General features: G+C 61.2%; 23 protein-coding genes, 2 pseudogenes and 1 riboswitch. Of the genes and pseudogenes, 16 read left to right on the forward strand and 9 right to left on the reverse strand.

Going from position 1 to position 25722, the window contains the following annotated elements; genetic code table 11:
- Positions 1-114: 114 nt before the first annotated feature.
- Together Q0L30_RS03850 and Q0L30_RS03855 are read left to right on the forward strand one after the other, a co-directional pair.
- Positions 115-594: a carboxymuconolactone decarboxylase family protein gene (locus Q0L30_RS03850; protein ID WP_296651401.1), complete on the forward strand. Its 480-nt coding sequence runs from the start codon at positions 115-117 to the stop codon at positions 592-594.
- A gap of 4 nt (positions 595-598) precedes the next feature.
- Positions 599-1003 (forward strand): cupin domain-containing protein, encoded by a 405-nt coding sequence (locus Q0L30_RS03855; protein ID WP_296651404.1) that lies wholly within the window; start codon positions 599-601, stop codon positions 1001-1003.
- 96 nt (positions 1004-1099) lie between these two features.
- Here the strand turns inward: Q0L30_RS03855 and Q0L30_RS03860 are convergent, their stop codons facing one another.
- Positions 1100-1600 (reverse strand): Ohr family peroxiredoxin, encoded by a 501-nt coding sequence (locus Q0L30_RS03860; RefSeq protein WP_296651407.1) that lies wholly within the window; start codon positions 1598-1600, stop codon positions 1100-1102.
- A 339-nt stretch (positions 1601-1939) separates the two neighbouring features.
- Positions 1940-3425: pseudogene (locus Q0L30_RS03865) on the reverse strand (PLP-dependent aminotransferase family protein).
- 192 nt (positions 3426-3617) lie between these two features.
- On the opposite strand from Q0L30_RS03865, the gene Q0L30_RS03870 reads away from it, so the two are divergent.
- The 5 genes and pseudogenes from Q0L30_RS03870 (at position 3618) to Q0L30_RS03890 (ending at position 7961) form a co-directional block, all read left to right on the forward strand.
- Positions 3618-4361 carry an SDR family oxidoreductase gene (locus Q0L30_RS03870; protein WP_296651409.1) on the forward strand — a complete coding sequence of 248 codons (744 nt, stop codon included), beginning with the start codon at positions 3618-3620 and terminating at the stop codon, positions 4359-4361.
- 82 nt (positions 4362-4443) lie between these two features.
- Positions 4444-5481, forward strand: coding sequence for a LysR family transcriptional regulator (locus tag Q0L30_RS03875; protein WP_296651412.1), 1038 nt, complete (start codon positions 4444-4446; stop codon positions 5479-5481).
- A gap of 47 nt (positions 5482-5528) precedes the next feature.
- Positions 5529-5699: pseudogene (locus Q0L30_RS03880) on the forward strand (transposase); the annotation flags it as partial.
- A 328-nt stretch (positions 5700-6027) separates the two neighbouring features.
- Entirely contained in the window at positions 6028-7104 is a 1077-nt protein-coding gene (locus tag Q0L30_RS03885) for a DedA family protein (RefSeq protein WP_296651413.1), read from the forward strand.
- A 422-nt stretch (positions 7105-7526) separates the two neighbouring features.
- Positions 7527-7961, forward strand: a complete 435-nt coding sequence (locus Q0L30_RS03890) for a hypothetical protein (RefSeq protein WP_296651416.1) — start codon at positions 7527-7529, stop codon at positions 7959-7961.
- 127 nt (positions 7962-8088) lie between these two features.
- Here the strand turns inward: Q0L30_RS03890 and Q0L30_RS03895 are convergent, their stop codons facing one another.
- The 4 genes from Q0L30_RS03895 to Q0L30_RS03910 form a co-directional block, all read right to left on the reverse strand.
- Positions 8089-8295: a hypothetical protein gene (locus tag Q0L30_RS03895; protein WP_296651420.1), complete on the reverse strand. Its 207-nt coding sequence runs from the start codon at positions 8293-8295 to the stop codon at positions 8089-8091.
- 184 nt (positions 8296-8479) lie between these two features.
- Complete coding sequence (locus tag Q0L30_RS03900) at positions 8480-8887, reverse strand: carboxymuconolactone decarboxylase family protein (protein ID WP_296651422.1); 408 nt, start codon at positions 8885-8887, stop codon at positions 8480-8482.
- Positions 8821-9306, reverse strand: a complete 486-nt coding sequence (locus Q0L30_RS03905) for a MerR family transcriptional regulator (RefSeq protein WP_296651425.1) — start codon at positions 9304-9306, stop codon at positions 8821-8823. The genes Q0L30_RS03900 and Q0L30_RS03905 overlap by 67 nt, the downstream gene beginning before the upstream one ends.
- A 365-nt stretch (positions 9307-9671) precedes the next feature.
- Entirely contained in the window at positions 9672-9959 is a 288-nt protein-coding gene (locus Q0L30_RS03910) for a YciI family protein (RefSeq protein ID WP_296651427.1), read from the reverse strand.
- 312 nt (positions 9960-10271) lie between these two features.
- Here Q0L30_RS03910 and motB point away from each other — a divergent pair, with 312 nt between their 5' ends.
- The 8 genes from motB to Q0L30_RS03950 all read left to right on the forward strand — a co-directional run bounded on the left by motB (position 10272) and on the right by Q0L30_RS03950 (position 20656).
- Positions 10272-11261: a flagellar motor protein MotB gene (gene motB / locus Q0L30_RS03915; RefSeq protein WP_296651428.1), complete on the forward strand. Its 990-nt coding sequence runs from the start codon at positions 10272-10274 to the stop codon at positions 11259-11261.
- A gap of 245 nt (positions 11262-11506) precedes the next feature.
- Positions 11507-12196 carry a response regulator transcription factor gene (locus Q0L30_RS03920; protein WP_296651624.1) on the forward strand — a complete coding sequence of 230 codons (690 nt, stop codon included), beginning with the start codon at positions 11507-11509 and terminating at the stop codon, positions 12194-12196.
- On the forward strand, positions 12186-13466 hold the full coding sequence (locus tag Q0L30_RS03925) for a HAMP domain-containing sensor histidine kinase (RefSeq protein WP_296651626.1): 1281 nt from the start codon (positions 12186-12188) through the stop codon (positions 13464-13466). Before Q0L30_RS03920 ends, Q0L30_RS03925 begins: the two co-directional genes overlap by 11 nt.
- Positions 13467-13601: 135 nt before the next feature.
- Positions 13602-15002, forward strand: a complete 1401-nt coding sequence (locus tag Q0L30_RS03930) for a TolC family protein (protein ID WP_296651431.1) — start codon at positions 13602-13604, stop codon at positions 15000-15002.
- The gene (locus Q0L30_RS03935; protein ID WP_296651433.1) at positions 14999-16063 is read left to right on the forward strand and encodes a metal transporter; all 1065 of its coding nucleotides are present in this window, start codon (positions 14999-15001) and stop codon (positions 16061-16063) included. The genes Q0L30_RS03930 and Q0L30_RS03935 overlap by 4 nt, the downstream gene beginning before the upstream one ends.
- A gap of 41 nt (positions 16064-16104) precedes the next feature.
- A complete protein-coding gene (locus tag Q0L30_RS03940; protein ID WP_296651435.1) occupies positions 16105-19218 on the forward strand; it encodes an efflux RND transporter permease subunit in 3114 nt (1037 codons plus the stop codon).
- 239 nt (positions 19219-19457) lie between these two features.
- A complete protein-coding gene (locus tag Q0L30_RS03945) occupies positions 19458-19820 on the forward strand; it encodes a hypothetical protein (protein WP_296651437.1) in 363 nt (120 codons plus the stop codon).
- Positions 19821-20079: 259 nt separating this feature from the next.
- Positions 20080-20147: riboswitch (Fluoride riboswitch) on the forward strand.
- A 170-nt stretch (positions 20148-20317) separates the two neighbouring features.
- Entirely contained in the window at positions 20318-20656 is a 339-nt protein-coding gene (locus Q0L30_RS03950) for a DUF190 domain-containing protein (protein ID WP_296651439.1), read from the forward strand.
- Between the two features lie 147 nt (positions 20657-20803).
- On the opposite strand, the gene Q0L30_RS03955 is transcribed toward Q0L30_RS03950, so the two are convergent.
- Positions 20804-20974 carry a hypothetical protein gene (locus tag Q0L30_RS03955; protein WP_296651442.1) on the reverse strand — a complete coding sequence of 57 codons (171 nt, stop codon included), beginning with the start codon at positions 20972-20974 and terminating at the stop codon, positions 20804-20806.
- A gap of 352 nt (positions 20975-21326) precedes the next feature.
- Here Q0L30_RS03955 and Q0L30_RS03960 point away from each other — a divergent pair, with 352 nt between their 5' ends.
- Positions 21327-22853 (forward strand): PocR ligand-binding domain-containing protein, encoded by a 1527-nt coding sequence (locus Q0L30_RS03960; protein ID WP_296651444.1) that lies wholly within the window; start codon positions 21327-21329, stop codon positions 22851-22853.
- Between the two features lie 152 nt (positions 22854-23005).
- On the opposite strand, the gene Q0L30_RS03965 is transcribed toward Q0L30_RS03960, so the two are convergent.
- Together Q0L30_RS03965 and Q0L30_RS03970 are read right to left on the reverse strand one after the other, a co-directional pair.
- Complete coding sequence (locus Q0L30_RS03965) at positions 23006-24709, reverse strand: bifunctional diguanylate cyclase/phosphodiesterase (protein ID WP_296651447.1); 1704 nt, start codon at positions 24707-24709, stop codon at positions 23006-23008.
- A 287-nt stretch (positions 24710-24996) separates the two neighbouring features.
- Positions 24997-25722: a GGDEF domain-containing protein gene (locus Q0L30_RS03970; RefSeq protein ID WP_296651450.1), complete on the reverse strand. Its 726-nt coding sequence runs from the start codon at positions 25720-25722 to the stop codon at positions 24997-24999.

The raw sequence follows: 25722 nt of genomic DNA on the forward strand, positions 1-25722 counted from the left end.
CCGGTACTACTGGCCTGTGAGCCCCGGGTTTACGATGCTTGCGAGCCTGGTCCTGCGAAAGATCGTTCGATGCAGGCTCAACAAGCGCCCCCGAACCGGTCAGGAGAATCGAGCATGACGCAACGCCTCAACTACTTTCAGCAATCGCCGGAACTGTCCAAAAAGCTCGGCGAGCTTGGCGAACTTGTTCACAAAATGACAATAGAAGCGCCCATTCGCGAACTCGTCGAAATCAGGGCGTCGCAAATCAATGGCTGCGCGTTCTGCGTGGACATGCACGTCAAGATGGCGAAGATCCACGGAGAGCGCGAATTGCGCCTGCATCACGTGGCGATCTGGCGCGAGTCGCCGCTGTTCTCGCCGCGCGAGCGTGCCGCGCTGGCGTGGACCGAAGTTCTGACCCGCCTTCCGGCCGATGGCGTACCGGACGATCTCTACGAACACGTACTCGAACACTATTCCGCGCAGGAGTTATCGGATCTCACGTTTGTCGTGGGCTTGATCAATAGCTGGAACAGGCTGAGTGTCGCATTCCGCAGCGTGCCGGGCTCGCTCGACAGGTTGTTCGGACTCGACAAGGCCAATCTGGAGTGACGCCATGAAACGCACCATGCTTGCGCTGGCTGCCGTGATGTACTCGTGCATGCTGGCCGCGCTGCCGGCGAGCGCCGCGCCCACCGCCAAAGTCACGCCGCTCGGCACGCAAACCTTGCCCGAATATCCGGGCAAGGAAGTCCAGATGATCGTCGTGGACTATCCGCCGGGCAGTGTCGATCCAGTCCATCGTCACGATGCGCACGCATTTGTCTACGTGCTCGACGGCAGCATCGTGATGGGCCTGAACGGCGGCAAGGAAGTCACGCTCCATAAGGGCGATACCTTCCACGAAGGACCAGACGATATCCACACGGTCGGGCGAAATGCCAGCAAAACGAAGCCGGCAAAATTCCTGGTGCTCCTGATCAAGAATCAGGGTGCGCCGGTCCTCACGCCCGTAAAGTAGTGCCCTCGTCGATCGAGGCCCGGTCACGCCGGGCCGCGTCCGCCAGGTTCGACCGTCGACTGGCCTGTCGGCGTCCCGCACGTGTCGCGCGTTGAATCAGTCAACGACGGTCACGATATTGACGGTGCCTTGTTTGGCCATCTTTGCATACGGGCAGAAGCGCTCCGCGGTTCGAACCATCTCTTGCGCGATGCTTCGATCGACGCCAGGCATGCGGACCCGGACGTCGACGAGCAATGCATAGCCTCCATCCATGGGATCGCGGGCGAACGAAACCTGCACCTCCACGACTGTGTCGGAGATGTTCATGTCGGCACGTTTCCCGAGCAGGTTCAGCGCACCGTGGAAGCACGCGGCGAAGCCCGCCGCGAACAGTTGCTCCGGATTGGTCCCGTTGCCGGGCCCGCCGAACTCGGTGGGCAGGCGCAGATCGACAGCGAGATTTCCGTCGTCGGAGCGCACGACCCCGGATGCGCGCCCGTGGCCCGTCTCGCCGCCGGACACCGTGACGGTCGTGGTGTAAAGCGGTTGAAAATCCCGGCCCCGATATCTGTCGAGGAGGGAAAGCGGAGGGGCTTGCAGCTTCTTGTCGTTCATGGTGCGTGCTCGAGTTCAAAGACGCGCTCCGACGCTTGGTCGTTCATTCGTCGAAGCGTCTTGCGAAAGCTGCCCGGGCCGATTGCGTGTTCAAGCAATCATGGGGAGCGGTCTATCGTATGAGGAATGCGTCGATCTTCCGGTGCAGCCCGATTCCTGGTTCGTCCACCGGGAAAGATGCCTCGATGCTAGAGGAGCCCCAATGACGCCGGTATAGCCGTCCAGGGCGATTGTCTGTTTCCCGCCAGACACCAATAGACACCAATCGAAGCCCTGACACGATGTACGCCGCCATGAACTTTCACGAGACGCCTGGCGTCGGGTGCGGCGTGCCGCACGTCAGCGGTCCAGGCAGGCACGCAGTGTTTGTGCGAGACGGTGCGCTTCGTGCGCATCGGCGACGTTCGCGAACCCGATGATGAGGCCGCGCGGCGTTTGCTGCGTGCGGTTGCTCGCATACCAGATCGACAGCGGCAAGACCGCGAGTCCGGCGTCGCGGGCGCGGGCAGCGACGGCGACGTCGTCGACCGGCCCTTCGGGCCCCTTTGTGAACCGCACTGCGAACTGGATGCCGCCTAGCGGCAATTCGACGATCAGCCGTTCGCCGAACGCCTGCCGCAATGCGTGCACGATCAGCGTGCGCCGCTCGCCGTACAGCGTACGCATCCGCTTCAGATGCCGGGCAAAGTGCCCCTGTTCGATGAAATCGGCCAGGGCCGCCTGCAGGAGCGCCGGCGAGCCGGCATTCATGCTGCACGCCACGCGTTCGACGCGCTCCACGGCGCGCTCCGGCACGACCGCGTACGCAAGCCGCAAACCGGGGTACATCGCCTTGCTGAAGGTACTGCAATAGATCACGTGATCCCGCCGGTCGAGACTCTTCAAAGCAGGCAGCGGGCGGCCGAGATAGCGGAACTCGCTGTCGTAGTCGTCCTCGACGATCCAGCCCGACATTTTTTCGGCCCAATCGAGCAGTGCGATGCGACGGGAAAGCGACAGCGTGTGCCCGAGCGGGCTCTGATGCGACGGCGTCACCAGCGCGAAGCGTGCCTGCGCGTCCAGTTGCATGCCGCGCTCGACGTCGATCCCGTCGACGTCCACCGGCACCGGGACGAGTTGCACGCCGGTCTCGGACAGGAAGCTGCGCGCGAGCAGATAGCCGGGATCCTCGAACCACACACGGTCGTTCGGACGCGCGAGACTGCGCAGCACGAGTTCCAGCGTCGAGCGGTAGCCGCCGGTGACGAACACCTGTTCCGGCACGCAGGTGACGCCGCGCAATAGCGTCAGATAAGTGGCGATGTGTTCGCGCAGCGGCCGGTAGCCGGCCGGATTCGGGTAGCCCAGCAGTGCGCGTTCGCTGCTGCGCGCCCGCTGCGACACGAGCCGGTGCCATACCTTGCGCGGAAATGCATCGAGCGCCGGGATCCCGGGCTGCAGCGGGCGCGGCTCGCCGCTCATCGCGACGGCGATTGGCTGAGGGCGCCGTGGAGGCTGACTGTCGTGCGGCATGCCGCGCGTGTTCGCCGGCACGCGCGGGCGACGAGCGCGTGTGCGATTCCGGCAGGGACGGCGATACGAACGTGCCTGCCGCGCCGCGCATTTGCAGATATCCCTCGTCCACCAGGATCGTGTAAGCCTGCTCCACGGTGCCGCGCGCCGTGTTCAGTTGCGTTGCCAGACCGCGCAGCGCGGGCACGCGATCGCCGGGACGCAGATGACCCGCGGCAATCGCGGTTCTGAACCGCTCGCAAATCTGCAGATAGACCGGCAACTGGTGCTGCCGGTCGATTTCGATGGTCAGTGCGGGTGTTTGCGCAGACATGGCGGTCTCGTGCGTGACGGGAGCAGGTGCGACTTGGACTAGTCCAGTCGACGATTCTTGGCACTTATGGCCAGGACATGATTCTTTCACAATTGCGACACGCGATGCGGCCGTTGTAAGCGTTTCGTCGGATACGGCACTCGTCACGTGCCCACGCGTTCAAATCGAATCCTTGTGTCAGGAGAGTTTGCGATGAAGATCGTTGTCATCGGCGGTTCGGGCCTGATCGGCTCGCGTGTCGTCACGCTGCTCGGCGAAGCGGGCCATCAAGCGCTAGCCGCATCGCCGCGCACCGGCGTCAATACCATCACGGGCGAAGGCCTGACCGACGCATTGACGGACGCGGACGTCGTCGTGGACGTGGCGAATGCGCCGTCATGGGAACCGCAGGCGGTACTGGACTTCTTCCGCACGTCCGCACGCAATCTCGGCAAGGCCGAAGTGGCCGCAGGCGTGCGCCATCACGTTGCGCTGTCGATCGTCGGCTGCGACCGGATGCCGGAGAACGGCTATTTCGCGGCCAAGGTCGCGCAGGAACAGGCGATCGAAGCGGCGGGCGTTCCGTACACGGTTGTGCGCGCAACGCAATTCATGGAATTCATCGGCGGTATTGCGGATTTCGGCACGGAAGGCGGCACGGTGCGCATCGGCGACGGACTGTTTCAGCCGATCGCGGCAGAAGACGTCGCGGCACTCATCGCGCAATTCGCACTCGCCGGGCCGCTGAACGGCACGGTCGAGATCGCGGGCCCGGATCGCGCGCCGTTCGCGGAGATCGTCGCGCGCTATCTGAAGTCGGCCGGCGACACGCGCGCGGTTGTGACCGATCGCGACGCCCGCTACTACGGCGGCCGTGTCGAGGAAAAGTCGCTCGTGCCGCTCGGGCCCGCGCGACTCGGCCGCATCCGTCTCGACGAGTGGCTTGCACGAGGCTGATTCGCGTTCGCACTTGTGGCGGTTCGCCGGCGTGGGCCGGCGACGGGCAATCGGGATGAGCGGTATGTCTGGGGCGGCGGAAATGAATCAATCGGATACATCGGAGCATGGCGCTCGCCGCGACCTGGCCAGTCGCGCCGATGCATTGTCGGCAAGCTTTGGTGCGAGCTATGCGGGCATCCTTGCATTCGTCGCCGTGGCGAGCGAGGGGAGCTTTACCAAGGCCGCCGAACGTCTCGGAGTCGGCCGGCCGGCCGTGAGCCGGAACGTCCAGAAGCTGGAAACGCAGTTGAGTACGCGGTTGTTCCAGCGGACCACGCGCACGACCGAACTGACGCGCGAAGGCCAACGATTCTTCGAGAACTGCCATCAGGGCGTTGCGCAGATCGTGGAGGCCATGAACGACATGCTGGAACTGCGGCAGGGGCCGCCGCGCGGCCTCATTCGTATCAGTTCCGCGGTGGGATTTGGCAGGAGAGTCGTTGCGCCGCTGCTGGAAACGTTTGCTCAGGCTTACCCCGACATCTTGATCGATCTGCTGCTCGACGACCGGCCGATCGATCTGGTGTCGGAGCGGATCGACGTCTCGTTCCGCAATGGACGCATCGAGGACTCCAGCATCATTGCCCGGCAACTGATTCCGATGCAGATGGCGCTCTGCGCGGCGCCGTCGTATGCGGCGAGGCATGGCCTCCCGCAGAGTCTGGAGGATCTGCGCCGGCACGAGTGCATCAATTTCCGTTTTGCCAGCGGACGCATATTCGAATGGGAATTCAATGTCGATGGCCGAGTGCAAAAGTACCTGCCGACGTCCCGCCTCACGTTCAACGACGCGGATCTGGTGTTGCGCTCGGTTCTGAACGGATCGGGCATTGCGCAGATGGCGGGCTATCAGATTCGCGACCATATCGCATCGAACGAACTCGTCGTCGCAATGGCGAAGCATGTGCCGGAAGATCGCGGCCACTATATCTGCTATCTCAGCCGGCAACATCTTCCGGCGCGCATCCGGATCTTCGTCGACTTCATGACCGAACAGATACGCGCACTCGACTTGAACTGCATGACCCGATTTAATCCGGATATCGCCGATGCTTCATCGGCGGGATTGGCTGCTTGAGGAATCCGTGAAGAAAAACACCGAGGGCCCACGGTAAAACCGTCGAGCATCAGTCACGGGCCACGCCGCTTTGCGATGTCTTGCACGAATGGCCGATTGTGCAGCGCAAGCTTGTTTCCGAAGGCTTCGCCGTTGCGAAAATTCTCGACTACAGCCTCCAGCGTTGGGAAGCGCTTTCGCGCTATCTCGACGACAGGCGCGCGTCCATCGATAGCAACCAGGTTCATGCCGCTATGGCGCATGACAGCGATTGTTGCCGCCCGGGCAACATGGTGAACGCATTCGCGATGCTACTGCCGCGCGATGCACCGACCTACAATCCGTTTCGACGATGGCCGCATAAACGGTAGCGGCATTTTGATGGCCACCGGCAGCCAGCTGTTCCGTGCTGACGCGCATCTGCGCCCCCCCATTGAAACGAAACGGACTTCGCGCCAGTTCCGCGCGGCCAGCATATGTTCGACCGTACGCCTTCGTATCGCCGTCGAATCCAGCATCTTGTCGAGGCTTTGCTGCATCGAATCCCGCGGGAGAAAGGAGAACATCATGTTGTTATCCGAATTAATCGCCCGGTACGGCGTGCTGATCGTTTTCCTGAATGTGTTTGGGTCTTCCGTCGGCTTGCCGCTACCGGCCTCGCCAACGTTAATTATGGTCGGTGCCAGCATGTCGCTTGCAACGGGCGGGTTGTCGTCGACCTTCACGCAATTGGGCGAGGTGGTGGGGGCTGCCGTCATTGGCGGAGTACTCGGTGATCTGGTCTGGTTTCAGTGCGGCAAGCGTTACGGCGTTCGCACGCTTTACAGCGTCTGCAAACTGCTGATGGCACGGCAGACCTGCATCGGGCCAATGCAGCGCTTCTTCGGGCGTTGGGGCGTTCGTGTTCTTGTCGTCGCCCGGTTCGTTCCTGGGCTCTCGTTCGTTTCGGTGCTGTTATGCGGGGTTATGGCGATCCCGTTGCGCTCGTTCATTCTGCAGGATGGCGCGGGCCTTGCGCTTTGGGCGTCGGTGGCCGTGGTCGCTGGCGCGATGTTCGCGGCGACGATCGAGCGGACTGTCGCGCTTATCTGGCGTTTCGGCTGGCAGGCTTCGATTGCATTCGGGTTCGCGTGCGTACTGTATGGGCTATACCGGCGCTTGCGCGCCGCCCGTCATGAAGGGACGAACATGAAAGCCCGGATCGGCGCAGGCGCTGCGAGTGTGCGGTTGTCCAAAAACGTTGCGTTATCCTCGAATTTGACGCCGCTCGGCGAGGACCGAGCCCTCCCTTTGTCGTTGGCGGCGCCGTGCATGACAACGAACGCTGCCGACGGGAAAACGAGGGGCGCGTTCGCGCGAGCCGGACGACCATTTGACGCCGTTTCGGCGCGCGGGTACATGCGAGGGTGGAACATCAACTGCCTGAGGTATTTTTCCGTTCCATATATTCGCGCATGCCAAAAGAAGCAAAGAAGGTGGCCGCGGAAAACCGGGCGAACCCGACCGTTGTGGCCACAAAGAGAGCTACGGATAAAGAGATCCTGGCGACGGCGTTACCTTTCGGGATGCGTGCCATCGAGGGCGGAGCCAGACGCCATGCGCAGGTGTCCCCAGGGCGATTCCGGTCTGTTCAGTTGGCTTTAAGGTGACCGGCTCGCGCTTTGAAAAATGGTTCATCGAGGACTACCGGGAACGCGGCGCGTATTCGTCCTGCGCGCAGTCTGCCGTGGCGAGGTGCACGATCCCAGGCGAGCGCATCCGGCTGACTCGCTCGATAACGTTGCTTGCCTCCGTTGCGCTGCAGCGCGCGGCTAATCGTGGAAGGAGTTCGTGCCAGTCTGGCCGCAATAGACCGGATCGACCATCGGGCCATCGGGCCACCAGACAGCGAGAAATTTCCTCGCGTTCCACCAGCATTTCGTCGGGCCATTGGCCACTTTCGCTTGTGTTCGTAACCTTCCTGGCTAGAGTGAAAAGTACCGTAGGTACCTGCTTGAGGGCAGTCGGCCGTCGCAAATTGCGCGAGCGGCCTGCGGGCGCGTAAGTTGCGCCGACCAGGAGGTAACATGAAACGCTTCATTGCGAGGCTCGGAACGAGCATTACCCCGGCGCTAATGCGGGGCACCGCGGCAGGCGCGGTTTTGCTGGCGTCCTCCGTCTTTTTCGCATCAGCGTTTGCCCAGCCCGTTACCACGGGGCCTCTCAGCATCACCGGGTCGGCCGTCGTGCGCGGGCCGTTGACCGTCGATGGCTCGCTCACAGTCGCCGGTGACATCTACGCCCGCGGGCCGATCACGGCGGACTGGATCGAACGGATTCCGTTCAACGATCCCGCCGTACGCAGGCGCCGGGGAGAAAACCTGTTCGATGGCCCGCTCACCGTGCACGGCCCGCTGATCGTGCACGGCGATCTGGAAGTGGACGGCCCGATTACCGTCGGCGGCCCTGCCGGTGCTGTCGGGCGCGTGAATGCCGAGGGGCCGATTACCGAGCGCCGTTGAATCTGCGCCGGACGAGATGTCTGCAGGTCTGTAGCGTTTGGCAGCTTGTCGCCGGTTGAATTCGTCGTCGCGAACGGTCGATCCCGGAAGCGCGGCGGCTGACCGGTACGTTCTTATCAAATCGAGGCTAGCGCCGCCCGCTGCGGCCCCATACGTAGCGCACCCAACGCTGCCACCGGCTTTGCGGCGGGGCGGGCGTGTGCGCAGCCTGTGCTTCGCGGTCGCGCTGGACGGACTTCTGCACCTGTTCATGAATCTGCCGCAACGTCATGCCGCCTGGGCCCTTCAGCTTATCGGGATCCGAAGCAGGATCGAGATCAGGATCGTCTGTCATGGGAGTCGCTCGTTTCTGATGCTGCGATTCGATCTTGATACAGATGCCCCGTTGCAGCAAGCATGCGGACGCGGCGTAGTCCAATCCACATGAAGACACGATCGACGTCGCCCAATCTCCGGACCCGCAGTACATGTTTCGCCAAGGTCGGGGACACGGCGCACGCGTCGTGCGCCGACCGGCTCTACTGCACGCCCTTCGCGGAAAACACTTCCTGGGCAGCAAACAACGCATTCAGGGCTGCGGGGAAGCCAGCGTAAACCGCCATCTGCATGAACACCTCCACGATTTCCTCACACGTACAGCCCACATTCAGCGCTGCTTCGATATGAACCTTCAGTTGTGGCTGGGCATTGCCGAGTGCGGCAAGAGCCGCGATCGTCGCAATCTCGCGAGCACGCAGGTCGAGTTGAGGCCGGCTGTAGATATCGCCAAAACCGAATTCAATTAGCATGCGACTGAAGTCGGGAGCGATAGGCGCAAGCGCCGCGACAACCTTCTCCCCAACTTCGCCGTCGATCTCCCTTAATTTTTTCCAGCCCCGCTCGTATCGGTCCTGACTCGTGTTCGCTGTGTTGAATCCTCTGTCCATGACGGGTCCTCGTTGCGTTGATGTGGTCGAAAACTGCCGTCATGCCGTACCGCGTTCGCTACTGCCGACTCGTACCAGGCGATCTTGTCCTCGATCGCCGCAAGACTGGTCTGCAGTTCGGCGAGATGCCGCAGGGCCGTAACACGATGCGTAGCGAGCATTTCGCGTCGCGCGCCGTAGGTCGAGTCGCCCTGCGCGCGAAGGTCGGAAAACGCCTTTATCGACGCTATCGGCATACCTGTCGCTTTCAGGCGCATGACGAATTGCAGCCAGTCCAGATCGGACGGCGAGTACAGCCGATGTCCGGCGGCAGTCCGTCCTGTCGGGCGCAGCAGGCCCGCCTGCTCGTAATAACGCAAGGTATGCGCGGAGACACCAGTGGCTGCGGCCACCTGACCGATAGTTAGCGATTTCGACATGACGAACCCGAGGTTAGGACTTCGAGTGCACTCTAAGTCAAGCGCTACGCTGTGTCATCGGTATCGGGGTGTCGTTGCACTGGGCACACCCATCTCCGGGGGGCGCACGGCGGTTCCGGAACTTCCGTATTCGGCTGCGGCCAGCGGCACCTTTCGCGGGTTTCGACGGTACTGGCATGGACCGATGAGACGTTTGCCCGTGGCGAAGTTTGGAATCGTTAGTCGACGGGAGAATGATTGCTTTAGGCAGGCTGGAACGTCGAAGGCGGGCAACGACGACTGACTGCATCGGCCGACGATTGCCCAACTCCAGGCAGTCCATGCCACCGCCTGATTTCCAGGTAATCGAATTCATCGAGAAATTGCTACAGAATGCCGTTCAGCATGGGATGGGACTTCACCGGAGCGAATTCCGTTATGCGGTAAGCCGCTAAGCCATGCTGATAAAACGGGTCGCGCGCAAGAATCGCATCCAGTTCCGCGCGGCTGACGCGGCCACTCACAAGAATGACGCCTCCATCGCGCGGGTTTTTGGGCCCGGACGCGAGGAACACTTCATTGGCATATTGCTCATCGAGAAAACTACGATGTGCTTCCAACTGGATTTCAATGGCGTTAAGGGGCTTCAGATACGAGAGTTCTACGATATACATCGCCATAACCTATAAAAGCGTTTTAAAAATTGTTTCGCCCAAATCGTACATTACAAAAGCCGGGTCTCGCGCTGAATGGGGCGGTCTCTACCGCGTTCGTCAATCAGCGTTTACAAGGGGTGGTGCTGCACGGCAAGCGCGACAGGAAAATGACGATAGCGATTTGCGCGGCGTTGGTTTGTCGAATGACAAACTCCGGCAATCAAGGCGACCTGAGATCTTGCCGTAATTCAGTTATCCGGCGGCGCGGACCAATATTCATGTAAGAAACAAGGGAGTCGGGCGCAGTCGACCAGCCTGGGAGAATCGGTGATGCGGAGGAGGGACAGGGATCGAAGGATTGTCGTGAGACACGTCACGTCCGACCGCAAGGTCTATCGCACTGGTGCGTGGAAGCTCGCTTACGCGGACTTCATGACCGCGATGATGGCCTTTTTCCTGCTGATGTGGCTGGTGAGCATGGAGTCCAGGGTTCAGATTCAGGGCGTCGCCGACTTCTTCAAGCAGCCCCTGAAACTCACGCTGTGGGGCGGGGAGCGCAGCGCGGTGGATTCGGGCGTCCTGAAGGCGGGAGGCCGGGACGTTGCCACTGACCGCCACGGCGACACGCAGCAAACGGATGGTCACCTCGACCGGGGCGAGCACTCGGCGCAGCGGGCGAATGACAACACCGGCAAACTGCAGAGCCGCGATGTTGCATTGCGGGAACAGGTCCGATTGCATGACCTTCAGATCAGGTTGATGGCGGCGTTGCAGGCCAATCCGGATCTGCGGCAATTCAGACAACAGATCCGGATCGACTCGACGCTCATGGGGCTGCGTATCGAGATCGTGGATTCGCAGAAGCGCCCGATGTTCGCAACCGCGCGGGACACGGTCGAGCCGTATATGCACGACATCCTCAGGGCGATTGGAGGCACGCTCAACGGCGTGCCCAACCGGATCATTGTTCAGGGACACACTGACGCCGTTCCCTACCCGCATGGCGAGAAGGGCTACAGCAACTGGGAACTCTCCACCGACCGCGCAAACGCATCGCGCCGCGAGTTGATTGCAGGCGGCCTCGATACTGGCAAGGTTATGCGTGTCATTGGGCTCGCTGCGACGCAGAATTTGAACAAGGCAGATCCGCTCGATCCGGAGAATCGACGCATCAGCATCATCGTCCTCAACAAGAAGTCGGAAGAGGCGCTCATGCAGGACAACACATCAACGACAACCGTTCCCAATGATGCGGCTGGCGCAGGAAAGTCACCGCTGCCGGGTCTCTCCGGACCCGCAGCCACTACGGCGCCCCGATAGCCAGGTGCCGATCGTCAACGCGGCCCAGGATTGGCGCTCGACTTCATTGCAACTCCACTCGCGCAATTGCGTGACGATCCGGCGATCGCGAAGCCTCAGGACGACTCACCACACAATACGTTCCTGACAACGGTACGCACACGCTAGACGGCTCGACGAATTCACCGGACTTACGCCATCGCGACGCGCGGAGTTCTACGGTAGCATCGGCTATCATGCTGCCCGAGAGCGATGAAGGGATGTCCATGAAGGTGCTTATTGTCGAAGACGACTCCGCGATAGCCGCGAACCTCTACGACTATCTTGAGGCAAGCGGCTATGCGGTCGATGTGGCCTCCAATGGCAACGCCGGGCTGCAGATGGCGCTTGCGGATGCGTGGGATGCCATCCTGCTCGATCTGTCGCTGCCTGGTATGGACGGTCTCACGCTCTGTCGCAGGCTGCGCGAAGAGGCATGCCGCGACACACCGGTGCTGATGCTGACCGCAAGGGACGCACTTGACGACAAGCTGAAGGGGTTCGCGCACGGCGCGGACGATTACCTGGTCAAACCGTTTTCCCTGAAGGAAGTGGGGGCGCGTCTTGGCGCCATGGTCAAGCGCTATCGCGGCCAGGTTGCCAGCATGGATCTTCGATTTGCGGACGTGCGCCTCGACCTGTCGACGATGACCGTCGAACGCGCCGGGCGGCCGGTCAAGCTGCCTCCCAAATGTCTTCAGTTGCTGCGCATCATGATGCAGTCGCCGCACCGCACCTTTAGCCGCGCCGAGCTTGAATCCGAAGTCTGGGGCGACGAGTTGCCGGATAGCGACACGTTGCGCACACATGTCTACACGCTTCGCCGGGCACTGTGCGGACCCGGCGAGCCGGACGTTATCGAAACGCTCCATGGCGTCGGCTACCGACTCGCGGCGACCCGTCATGATACGAAATAGCCTGCGCTTCAAGGTCGCGCTTTTCTTCTCGGTGCTGGGCATCGCGCTGCTGCTGGCACAGGCGTTTGGCGTTAAAGCGCTGGCCGAAAACCAGGAAGAAAAACTGATCGCGGCGCTTGTCCATGATGACATGGCGAGCGTGCTCAAGAATTACGAAGCCGATCCGTCTTTGCTGCCGCCATTCGATGCACGGATGGGCGGCTATGTATCGGGCGCGAACCGCGAGTCGGTTACGTTGCCCGAGTCGGTCAGGGGCCTGCCTTTCGGCACGCACGAGATCATCATCGACGGGCGGGAGATTCATGTCGCGATTGCGCCGCTCGGCACGGCGCGCCTGTACCGGGTGTACAACTTCAACATCTACGAAAAGCACTTCAAGCAGGTTATTAATGTGCTGATGGCGGGTACGGGCATCTTCGCGCTTCTCACGATCTGGCTGTCCTTCGGTTTGTCGGGTCTGCTGGTGCGGCAGGTGGCGGGGCTCGCGCGACAGGTGAAAGAACTACGGCTCGGCGAATCCGCCCCGATTCAGCCCGGCAGATATGACGAGACCGAACTCGTCGGACTCGTGGAGGCATTCAACGACTATCACCAGCGTATGGCCGACATGATTGCGCGTGAGAAGGAATTCACGGGCAATGTCAGCCACGAGCTTCGCACGCCGCTCACGGCCATCAAGACAAGCTGCGAACTGCTTGAACAGGATGCGGCGATCAGTGGCAAGTCTCGCGCGCGTTTGCAGCAGATCGAGCGAGCGGCCGACAACATGCGCGAACTCACCAGCGCGCTGCTGATGCTTGCGAGGGAGGATTCGGCGCGCGATGTCGAACCGGTCGCAATGGCGAAGATGATTGAAACCGCGCTGGCACCATTCGCTGATCAGCTCGCGCAAAAGGGACTCGACACCGTTATCGACGTGGACCGCGAACTGCGGGTCGCAGCAAACCGGCCTGCGCTCGCAATCGTGCTCGCCAACATCGTTGACAACGCGGTACGGCATACGGACCGCGGACGTCTTCACTTTCGCTATGTCGATGGCTGGTTGTGCATCGAAGATACGGGGCCGGGTATTCCGGCCCAGGCGCTCCCGCATGTCTTTGAGCGGTTCTATCAGACAGGCTCGTCACACAGTGCGATGCAGGGTGTCGGGATCGGGCTGTCTATCGTCAGGAAGCTGTGCGATCGCTACGGGTGGTCCATCGAGATCGGCAGCGAGCCAGGCATTGGCACCCGCGTTTCGCTTCGCCTGCCGGCGGCGAACGAAGCATGAGCCGACTTCACGAGAACCGCTCAGTTTCCTGATGGGTTCTTGTCAGGTTCTTGACGAAAACTTCACAAGCACTGGCGTAGCATCCGCCCCGGAAGCTGCCCGTTCGGGCGGCACAACGTCCGATGGGATGCCAGCATGCGCCGCGCGCTTTCACTTGCATCATTGATTGCCTTGATTGGCATCGGCGGCTGTGCGACCTTTCATCCCCAGCCGATCGCCCCCGACGAGCTTGCCCGGCAATTCGAGCAGCGCTCACTGGCGAGCGAGGAACTGCACGCGTGCGTCGCGCGCGAAGCGGGGCACGATGTTGCACCGTGGCCGCCTGCGGTCTGGAACCGCGCGTTGCTCACTCTGGCGGCGTTCTGCTACAGCCCCGCGCTCGACCTCGCGCGCGCGCAATGGGACACGGCCAAAGCCGGCATCGACGTCGCCAACGCGATTCCCAACCCTGTTCTGCAGTTGCCGTTCCAGTACGACACGCCCAACCCCGGGCCTGGCGCGCCCTTCACCTGGGGGCCTGCGCTCGACATCCCGATCGAAACCGCACACAAGCGCGGCTATCGCGTCGATCAGGCCGCTCACCTGTCCGAGGCAGCACGGCTAAACATCCTGAGTGCGGCGTGGGCCGTCCGTGCGCAGGTTCGTGACGCCATGCTCGCGCTGTACGCGGCCCGCAGCCGCATCGCATTCCTGTCCGCAAAGGCGGAAGCCGAGCGGCAGATCACGGTGATGAGCCGCCACCGTCTCGCAGTCGGCCAGTTTTCGCAACCCGACGTCAACGCCGCCGTGCTGGCCGATACCCAGGCCCAGAGCGATCTGGCCGCCGCGCGCAGTGCGGAACAGGATGCGCGCGCGCAATTGAGCGCCGCCATCGGCGTGCCGGTCGCCGCACTCGACAATGTGACGCTCGACATCAGCGCTTTTGGCACGGCTGCGCCTGCACCACCGGCAGCGGATGCGCAGCGCGCCGCCATTTTCCATCGTGCCGATCTGCGCGCCTCGCTGGCCGACTACGCTGCGGCTGAATCGGCGCTCCAGCTCGAGATCGCGAAACAGTATCCGGACATCCATCTCGGCCCTGGCTACACGTACGACACTGGCACCAACAAGTTCGCATTCGGGTTGGCCGGTATCGCGCTGCCGATCTTCGACCAGAACCAGGGCGGCATTAAACAGGCCGAGGCCAGACGCAAGGAGGCGGCAATCCGCACCGGCGCGCTGCAAGACAAGATCATTGGCGATCTCGCGCACGCACTGGCGCGCTACCAGGCGAGCATCGACGCATTGCGGATCTCCGATGACCATCTGACGAACGCCCGCCGTCAACTCGACAGTGAGGCTGCTGCGTTCTCAAGCGGCGATGCGGACCGGCTGACTTACACCCAGGCGAAAGCCGATTATCAGACGAGCGAAACCTCCCATCTCGATGCCGAAGTTGTCGTCCAGCAGGCTGCTGGCGCACTCGAAGATGCGATGCAGTTGCCCCTCGCGCATGAAACGGCGACTCACACCCTCAGTGAGGGGGCAACACGATGAAACTCCCGCTCATTCTTCCTGGTGTCGTTTCGCTCGCCCTGTGCGCGGGTGCGGGCTGGTACATCATCAACCAGATGTTCGACGCGCCCGGTGCATCGACCGCCGCGGCGCAGTCGGCGCCGCCGTCCGCCGTGCAGACCGTCAACGGTGAAACAGTCGTGGTCTTGAGCGCCGACGCGCAAAGCGCCAGTCATATCGAAGTCGCGCCGCTTGCTGCCGTCACGAGCCAGTCGCGCATCAGTGCCGACGCCACGGTCATCGATCTGCAGCCGCTCTTCGATCTGCGCAACCGCTTTGCCACCGCACGCGCGGACGTCGATACATTCGCCGCGCAGGCGGCCAGCTCGCGAATGCAGTACGCAAGCAGCCGCACGCTGTTCGCCGACGACCGCAATATTTCCCAGAAGAGCCTGTTGGCTGCGCAGTCAACGATGCAAGGCGATGAGGCGAAACTGCAATCGGCCCGGGTCACGCTGGCAGGCCTCGACGGCACGATGCGCCAGCAGTTCGGCGACGCGCTCGCGAACGCCGCTGCAGCACCGGTCTCGAAGCTGTTCCAGCGTCTCCAGTCGGGCCAGTCGATTGTGCTGCGCGTCACGTTGCCTTCCGGCTTCGCCGCAACGCCGCCTGTGCAGATCGCGGTCGACACACCCGGCGGCCGCACGTTGCCTGCTCAACGGCTTTCCGCGTCGCCGCTCGCCGATCCGGCCGTGCAGGGCACGCCGTGGCTATACGTCGCCGACGCCCCGCTGCCGGCCAACCTGCGCACGAGCGCGCGCGTGCCGACGTCGAGCGAGGCGCTGTCCGGGCTGCTGATTCCCGAGCATGCGGTGGTGTGGTACGGCGGCCAGACATGGGCCTACGTACGTACTGCGCCTGGGCACTTCACGCGCCGCTACGTGCCTGCGGGTAACGAGGGCGAGCACGGTTTCGTGGTGACGTCCGGCTTCAACGCTGGCGATGACATCGTGACGCAGGGCGCGCAACTGCTGCTCTCCGAAGAGCTCAAGCCGCAGGGCATCGCCACCGCCTGCAAGGACCCGCCCGAGTGCGACGACTGACCTGCGCATGACCTGCCCGAAACAACACGACAACACGCCCCATGCTTAGCGCGATCATCCGCTTTTCGCTGCGCTTTCGCGGCGTCATTTTTTCGCTGGCCGTCATGGTGGCCGGCTACGGGCTGTTTACGCTGACGCGCGCGCGGCTCGACGTCTTTCCGGAATTCGCGCCGCCGATGAGCATCGTGCAGACGGCCGCGCCGGGCATGAGCAGCGAGCAGGTGGAAGCCCTCGTCACACAGCCGGTTGAAAATGCCCTCGGCGGCATGACCGGCCTGCAGTCGATTCGCTCGCGGTCCATGCAGGGCCTGTCCTCGGTCACGCTCGTGTTCGACGACCATGCAAACGTGATGCAGGTCAGGCAGCTCGTCAACGAGCGCGTCAGCGGACTCGCGGGCGCGCTGCCGGCGGGCGTCGCGTCGCCCCAGCTTTTGCCGCTCACGACGACGACCAGCGTCGTGCGCACGATCGGCCTCACTTCGAAGACGCGTTCGCTCGCGGACCTCTACGACATCGCCCAGTGGACGATCAAACCTCAGCTGCTGAGCACGTCAGGCGTTGCCGACGTGATCGTGTTCGGCGGCGAGACGCGCGAGTTGCAGATCCAGGTCGACCCCGCGAAGCTGATGCGCCACGGCCTGTCGATCCAGGATGTGATGGCCGCGGCGCGCCAGGCTACGGGCGTACGCGGCGCCGGATTCATCGAAAACCGCAACCAGCGCATTGCTGTCAATGCCGATGGCCAGATCGCGACACCGCAAAAACTCGCCGGTGTCGTGCTGCGTTCCAGCAACGGCGCGGCGGTTCGGCTCGGCGACGTCGCCAGCGTGACCTGGGGCAGTGCACCGCCCGTGGGCGCGGCGTCGATCATGGGCAAGCCCGGTGTGATGGTCGTCATGGAAAGCCAGTACGGGACCAACACGATGGCCGTCACGCGCGGCATCGAAAAGACACTCGCCGGGCTCGCGCCAGCGCTCGCTCGCCAGGGCGTGGACGTGAATACCAACGTGTTCCGGCCTGCCAACTTCATCGACGCTTCCATCGGTCACCTGCGCACGGCACTGATCGTCGGCGCCGTGCTGGTCATCGCCGTGCTGTTCCTGTTCCTGCTCAACGTGCGCACCGCGGTGATTTCCGCAGCCGCCATTCCGCTGTCGCTGCTGGTCGCGATCATTGTGCTCACATCGTTCGGCGTCAGCCTGAACACGATGACACTGGGCGGGCTTGCCATCGCGCTCGGTGAGGTGGTCGACGACGCCATCATCGACGTCGAGAACATCTACCGGCGTCTGCGCGAGAACCGCGCACTGGCCCAGCCGCTTCCAGCGTATCGCGTCGTGCTGCGCGCTTCGCTCGAAGTCCGCAGCGCTGTTGTGTTCGCAACATTCATCGTGATGCTGATCTTCCTGCCCGTGATCACGCTCCCGGGTCTGGGTGGGCGGCTCTTTGCCCCGCTGGGCATCGCATACATCCTCGCCGTGCTCGCGTCGCTTGGCGTCGCGCTGACGCTCACGCCTGCGATGGCGCTCGCACTGCTGGCGAAAGGACCCTTGCCCGAGCGGGAGCCACGCCTGATCGGGCGTCTAAAGACGCGTTACGTCGCGTTGCTGACCACGGTCGAGCAGCACGTGAAAGTGGTCATGGCGATCGTCGCGGTGATGTGCGCCGCAGCGCTCGCGGCGCTGCCGTTCATGAGCGGGAGTTTTATTCCGCAACTGCGCGAAGGTCATTACACGGTACACATGGGACTCGCGCCGGGCACGTCGCTCGCCGAATCGATGCGCATCGGCACGCAGGTTTCGAACGCGCTGATGCAGGTGCCGGGCGTGCGTCTCGTGGCCCAGCGCGCAGGCCGTGCAAACGGCGTGGTCGATCCGACCGGCGTGCAGCTTTCCGAGTTCGAGGTCGACCTCAAGCCGATGGGTGCATCGGGACAGAGCTGGGCGCTTTACCGGATTCGCCAGGCGATGGCGGGCTTTCCGGGGCTTTCCACCTCGGTCAACACGTTTCTGGAGGAACGCATCGACGAAACCATTTCGGGTACGACCGCCCCCGTGGTGGTGAACGTCTTCGGCAACAACCTCGATGTCATCGACCGCACGGCACAGCAGATCGCCCAACTGATCGGCACGATCCACGGCGTTGCCAGTGTGCGGGTGGATTCTCCGCCCGGGATTCCCGAACTGGATGTGAGGCTGAACCCCGACGCACTGAGTCGCTGGGGCTTTCGCCCGGTGGAGGTGCTCGATGCGATTCAGGCCGCGTACGCGGGCGTGAGCGTTTCGCAGATTTACGAGGGCAGTCGCACATACGACGTCGCAGTCGTGCTCGCTCCTGCGCAACGCCGCTCGGTGAGCGACGTGGGCAAACTCATGGTGCGCAATGCCGATGGCTTCGCCGTGCCCCTCATTGCGCTCGCAACGATCCGGCAGGTTGCCGGCCGTTACCAGATCACGCACGACGGTGGCCAGCGTGTGCAAACGGTGTCGGTGAATCTCGGCAACCGGGCGGTCAGTGACTTCGTGAAGGAAGCGCAGGCGCGTGTGAATCGCGAGATCAGGATGCCGCCGGACACCTATGCCGTCTTCAGCGGGGAGAGCGAAGCGCGTGCGCAATCGCAGCGCGACCTGCTTGCGTATGGTGGGATTGCGCTGGTGGGCATTGCACTGCTGCTGTTCCTGGCGATGAAGAACCGGCGCGCCGTGCTGCTCGTGATGATCAACCTGCCATTCGCGCTGGTGGGCGGCGTCCTGGGCGTAGTGCTGACCGGCGCGAACCTGTCGCTTGGCAGCATGGTGGGTTTCGTCACGCTGCTCGGCATATCGCTGCGCAATTCGATCATGCTGATCAGCCACTATGAGCATCTCGTGCTCGTCGACGGGCTGACCTGGAATATGGACACCGCGGTGCGCGGCGCGTCGGAGCGGCTGGTGCCAATCCTCATGACCGCGCTGGTTACCGCGCTCGCGCTGGCGCCGCTCGCCGTGACGAGCGGCGCGCCGGGCAACGAAATCGAGGGCCCAATGGCGATCGTCATTCTTGGCGGCTTGATTACCTCGACCGCACTGAACCTGATCGTCCTGCCTACATTGGCCTTGCGTTATGGGCGCTTTGTGCGCGACGAAGCCGCAGAACCGGGGACAGCGAATGCGTGAGCCGGGCTGGGCGATATCGCCAGGTCATTGCATCGACGGGTTGAACCCGCATCGGCAAGCAGCCGCTTTACGCGGTAGCGGCTAAAGCGCAGCCCGTGCGCGTTCTGCGTGGCCGTCCTTCATTGTTGCAGGTTGAAATCGTGAACACATTACGTTACGAATGTTTACATGGTGTAGCGATCTTCCGGCATCGCATTCGTACAATTCATTTACCTGAAGACGCTCGAAGGGAGCATCAAATGAACAAGCGACACTACGTAACCACGCTGGCTGCGGCGCTCTTTGCGCTTGGTACGACGACGGCAATGGCGGCAGCCGGCGGTCACGGTGGGGGCGGCATGGGCGGTGCCGGCGGTGGCATGGGTGGCGCCGGTGGCGTCGGTGGCAACTCCGCCGGCCATATGAGCGCGTCGGCACAGGCTCATTCGAACGGCTTCAACTCTGGCGACCGCGACGCAGGTCTCGCGCGCGCCGCTGACCGCTCCGACACGATCGCAGACCGTGCAGGCATTCAGCCGGGCAAGGGCCACAGGCACGGCAGATCGCACACTATGACCGCGTCGAAGCGCGAAGCGTTCGGGCACCTGGAAAGCAAGCCGTAAGCGCGTGGCGCGCACATTGCAGCTGGGGGCAGACGTGTCCCCAGTGATCGAGCACGCGGCCGGCTTTGACCGCGCCGATCGTTGATCGTCAGTGGAGTGCCAGGCGATCCACACCATTGCGTGGCATTGGCGGGCTGGCTATTGCGTTGCAGCATGACGTCGTCGCGCGAAGCGAGCCGGAGCAGGGGCCGCGCTTGTGCGGTTCGTGCGGTTCGTACGGTTCGTACGGTTCGTACGTAATGGCGGCTGCGCGTATGATTTCCGCTATGGAGGTGGCATGCCTCCGATAACCGCCGCCCACAAGCGGCCGATGATGCCTGCGAATGCCTGAACGGAAAGCGCCGATCCAGCCGGTCGCGCCGGAACAGGCTACGTCGGCATATTGCAGTTCCCGTCCGGACAGAAGTACAAGCAAAAAGGACGCTGCACGCACGATGTAGAAACCCATCCTCGCCATTTCTCCGGGCGCGTTCAACGCTCGCTGAGGGAGCATTGCCATGAAGGGCTTTCAACTTACATTCTTTACTCAGCAGGATCGCCGCCATCATGGCAAGCCGGTTGCCGACTGGCTTATTCATCTCGCCAGGGAGATGGGGCTGCACGGCGCGACCGTGCAGGCCGCAGCCGAGGGCATTGGGCACCATCATCGCATCCACTCGGCGGGTTTCTTCGAGTTAGCCGATCAACCCCTCTCGATCGTCATGGCGCTCACAACCGATGAGACCGATCGGCTGTTCGAACGCTTGCGTGCGGAGGGTGTACATCTCTTTTACGTGAAGACGCCCGTCGAGTTTGGCGTTCTAGGCGAGGAGGACGGGGAATCCGGCGGAGCATAGGCCGGCCGGGATGGCGGCGCAATTCGCGGTTATCGATGCCCGTTTTCGAATCGGGGAACAGGTCGGGCGCTGCCGAACAACCGGCATGTCGATGCGATGAAAAGACCGGTGCGCTGCAGAAGAACAGCGACCGGCATAACGACGTCTTCAGATGGCTTGTGCTTCGCTCAGGGTCGGATAGCCGGTATAGAACTTCTCCGTACCGCCAAAGAAACCCTCCCGGTGCGGCTCGTTCATCGCTGCATTGGCCTTGCGCCGTTCGACGAAATCCGGGTAAATCGGCCATTCGCCGATCCTGGCGGACCAACTGCAATACACGATAATGCGTCAAAGCATCAATTTATAAACTGTGAATTGAAATCGATTTCACCCATGGTAATGGGGGAATTTCATTTGTCATTGATTTTAGTTTTGTGTGACCCGTCACAGGATTTTAATATTGATCGCAAACGTTATCGGTGTTTCGTATGATATGAAAATTGTGCTTTGGTTCGCGTGCGGGGCTTGACGTCGAATGCGGATTTTATCTACTATAACGCTGGCCATTTTTGCGCCTCGCACTATGGCTTGAGCGGGTGCGCGGGTGCAAAAAGGCGGCAACATAACTATCTCGGATGTGTCACTGATTTTCCGGGTGGCTGTCCTCGCGAATGAGACCGCTTGTAATACAATGAAATTCAATAAAGAAGAAAAGCCTATTCTCTTCGTTCGCAACCCAAAATTAAAGAAGATGCGTGACCCGCTCTTCGCGAAGTGGAATCTGGAATTGGCATCCCAACGGAATATTCATAATGAGGCATTCAATCTGGCTGAATTGGTGGATTTCAGTTTGATGAATGACGTGTTTGCCAGTTTCCTCGAGGTTGTTGGGCTGCCTGTTGCGATTATTGATTTTAATGGCCTGGTGCTTGCTTCTTCACCCTGGCAGAGAATCTGTATTGAATTTCATCGGATGAATTCCGGCACGCTATCGCGCTGTTTGGAGAGCGATAGAAGTCTTTCTACGCAGATGCAGAACGGGCATAACCATGCAATCTATAAATGCCACAATGGATTGATGGATTGTGCCGCCCCGATCGTCATTGAAGGGCAGCATATCGCCAATATTTTCATAGGGCAGTTTTTCGTAGTCCCTCCAGATGAAACGTACTTTGAGGCTCAGTGCGCAGAATATGGCTTTAATCGGGATGCGTATTTCAAGGCGTTGTCCGAGGTCCCAATTATCGCGGAAGAAAAAATTCCGGACATTTTAAAAATGCTGGTTGGCCTCGCGACCATTATCGCGAAGCAAAGCATTGCTGAACACCGTGCAAGAATCGCCTGGGAAAACGTCGAGAAGCAGGTTATTCAGAGAACGAAAGCGCTCGCAGATGCCAAGGAGCGTCTTGAAGCTGCTGCATCAGCCGGCATTGTTGGCGTTTGGGATTGGGATATCGCAAACAACAGCCTGGTCTGGGATAAGGTGATGTACAAGCTCTACGGCGTCCGGGAAGAAGATTTTAGCGGGGCGTATGAGTTATGGATTAGTGCAATTCACCCTGGCGATATGAAGAGGATGGAGGGCGAGATACACGCTGCACTCAATGGTGAGAAGCAATTTACGGCGGAGTTTAGAATTATCTGGCCGGATAAATCAATTCACTATATTAAAGCAATCGCGCAAACGACATTCGATATGGCTGGATCTCCTGTGCGCATGGTTGGCGTCAACTATGACGTGACGGAGCAAAAAGATATTCAGCGCAGGCTGGATTATCTTGCATTCCATGACGAACTTACGAGTCTGCCAAATCGGAGATTACTGTACGACCGTGCCGATCAAGCCATTGGTCTGGCCAGGCGTGAGAATCGAAAGGTTGCGCTTTTATTCCTGGACCTGGATCGATTCAAGCAGGTTAACGATGCTTATGGGCATGAGATTGGTGATTGGCTGCTGGTTGAGGCTGCAAATCGTATCAAGGAGTGTGTGAGATCTTCCGATACGGTTGCCCGTATTGGCGGGGATGAATTTGTCGTGTTGCTGCCGTATGTTTCGGACGTACATGGCGCGGTAAGTGTGGCGGAGAAAATCCGGGCTTCAGTGAGTCATCCCTTTGCGATTGATGATGCGCTTGTTTTCAATATATCGTCGAGTATCGGGATTGCTTTATATCCTGATCATGCGGCGGAAACTTCGGATCTGATTCGCATCTTGTGATGCGGCGATGTATAAGGCGAAGAAAGCCGATCGTAATTCGGTGGTGGTTTTCGATCACGCGCTATAGCGCGTGATTTTTTGCGGCTTATCAATGCGCTATCGCATTCCGATACCGGGGACGCTCACGAATTGCGGCACGACGTTCAACGCGCCTACGAAGACGATGAAAGCGATGGGGCCATCCGCGACTCGAGGAAGTGCCGGAACTCGGGTTCTGGCGAGGGGCGATGAATCGCATAGCCCTGTCCATAATCGCAACCCCATTCGCGTAGCAGCGACAGGGAGACCGGATCCTCGATGCCCTCGGCCACCGTCTCCAATCCCAGAGACCTGGCCAGCAGCAAGATGGCGCGGACGATCTTCTGATTGTTGGGATCCACGGCCAGCGTCCTGATAAACATCTGATCGATCTTCAGGGCCGAAGCGCGCATTTTTTGCAGGTAGGCCAGCGAAGAGTGACCCACCCCGAAGTCGTCTATGGCCACGCGATATCCGCGCTCGCGCAGCTCCGAAATGACGCGGATGCCATGGTCGACATCCATCATGACCGCGCTCTCGGTGATTTCCAGTTCGATGTCGTCCGGCATCAGGCCGCAGTGCCTGGCATTGAGGTCAATCGCATCGAGCAGCCCATGGTCGCGCAAATTGCGCACTGAAATATTCACCGCCACCCGCTGCGGGTATCCCGCTGCACGCCAGGCTGCGGCATCGGCGAATGTCGTGGCGATCACGTTACGCGTAACCCGGTCGATCAGCATCGTCTCTTCGACCTGTGGGATGAACAGACCTGGAGTGATCAAACCGCGCTGCGGGTGAAGCCAGCGCACCAGGGCCTCGCTGCCAGCCACATCGTTGGTGGACAGCGCAACTTTGGCCTGGTACCAGACCGACAACTCGCCGCGGGCGATGGCTCCAGGCAGCGCTCCGAGCAGACTCAGGTTTTCCTTGCTGGTGCGGTCGTTTGCAATGTTGTAGAGCGCGCTGGGGGATTTGCCCAGATTCGCCGAATACATGGCAACGCATGCTTTTTGCAGCAGACCCTCGGCCGTCCGCGCGTGATCCGGAAAATGCGCCACACCGATGCTCGCGTCCACGTGAATGGGGACGTCATCCACGATGTACGACTCGTCGAAGATCCCCTCAATGCGAGCGAGCGCCAACTGGCGCGACTCGACGTCATCGGCCACGATCGCCAGCCGGTCATCCTGAATCAGCGCAAGCAGGGACCTGGGCGGCACGATTTGCTTGGTGCGATCGATGATCTGTGCCAGCAGGCGCGTGCTGAAACTGGATCCGAAGGTATTCTGGATGTCGAGAAAGGCATTAAGCTGGATCACCGAGACGATTAGCGTGATCCCTTTGGGCGTTTTGCGTATTTTTGCGTCGAGCGCCTGGGTCAGTCCCGAAAGATTGAGTACGTCTGCACCCTCGTGATGGGTGCGCAGCCATTCCAGCTTGTGCAGGTATCGGCGATACAAGTGCGACAAGGCGCCGACCAGCGCACCGTTGATACACAGGAAGATCAGGCGGTAGATCCAGTTCACGAACGTCTGCATCTCGCCCGTGAGCGTGTTGATCGGCATGAGCGGCCCGAGGGCCAGGCCACTGGCGATGCCCGTGAGTATGCCGCCCCGAATGCCAAACGCGAAGCCGCCCAGCACGACCGGAATGTATATCAGGTGCGACCAGGAATAGCGGATTCCTCCCATCGCATAGACCAGCCATGCTGAAGCCAGCACGAGGCCGATGATCACGACGGCCGCTATCAATTTCACCGTCGCAGGCATGGTGATGAGAGCCGCCCCGATCGGCCGGAGCAACTTCGCGTTGATTTTCTCTCTATGCCATGTGTACATGAGTGCAGCCGTCCCCTTGCCAGTGGAGCGCCCGATTGCATGGCTGCATTCGCTTTAACGGCTCAAGATAACGGCTCAAGATTCGTTACGAATGCAATGCGCATGTTCAAGCGGCTTCGATGACTTTGGCTTGTGCCTTGATTTGCCGGTCGCGCCGCAAGGCCTTCTTTAGTCGCTTTGCAACTGTATCGTAACGTAACGCCTGGCGTCGTCCTCCTCAATCCTGAATTCTCCCAACGTGCACGGGATGACCGCCCCGGCTGGGTGTGCCAGGCGGTAGAACCGGCCTATTGATCGGCAAACTCCACGCGGTTGCGCCCCCCGCGCTTGGCGCGGTACAGCGCCGCGTCGGCCAGGCAGTATGCTGTATCGAAGCCGGTTCCGATTTCGTTGACGCTGACACCAAAGCTGGCGGAAATGCGACGATTTACCGGTGGAACGATCAGCGTATCGCTGATGGCGACGCGCATGCGCTCGGCAAGAAGCGCTGCACTGGCCGATTCATGACCGGGCAACAGCACGGTGAACTCTTCGCCGCCCACGCGCCCAACAAAGCCCTGTTCACCGACAATTCGCCGGAGACAATCGACGACACCCAGGATCACCGCGTCTCCCGTGGGATGGCCGTAATCGTCGTTGATCCGTTTGAACTCGTCGATGTCGAGGACGATCATCACTGCGCTGTTAAAGCGCAAAGTCCTGGTGGCCCGTTCGATTACAGCACTGCGGTTCAGCACGCCGGTCAACGCATCGTGCGACGCCCGATGCAGTAGCTGTTGAGCGAGCGATTGCATTTCACGCTCGGCGCGATCGCTGCGTCCAATCAGACGCCGTGTCTCGCGCATCAGACGTTCGAAGTGTTCGATGAGTTCACCCAATGACCGGCGATAGTCGGTGGCATCAGCATCGGTAGCGGCGTGCGTCGCTCGAGCGTGCTCCAGTGCGGCGCTCTCGTTCTGGAACAGATCGGGCGTGGCGCCCGGGATTAATTCGCGCAAGGATATCGAAGGCAT

This window comes from Paraburkholderia sp. (assembly GCF_024281035.1).
Taxonomy (GTDB): Bacteria; Pseudomonadota; Gammaproteobacteria; order Burkholderiales; family Burkholderiaceae; genus Paraburkholderia.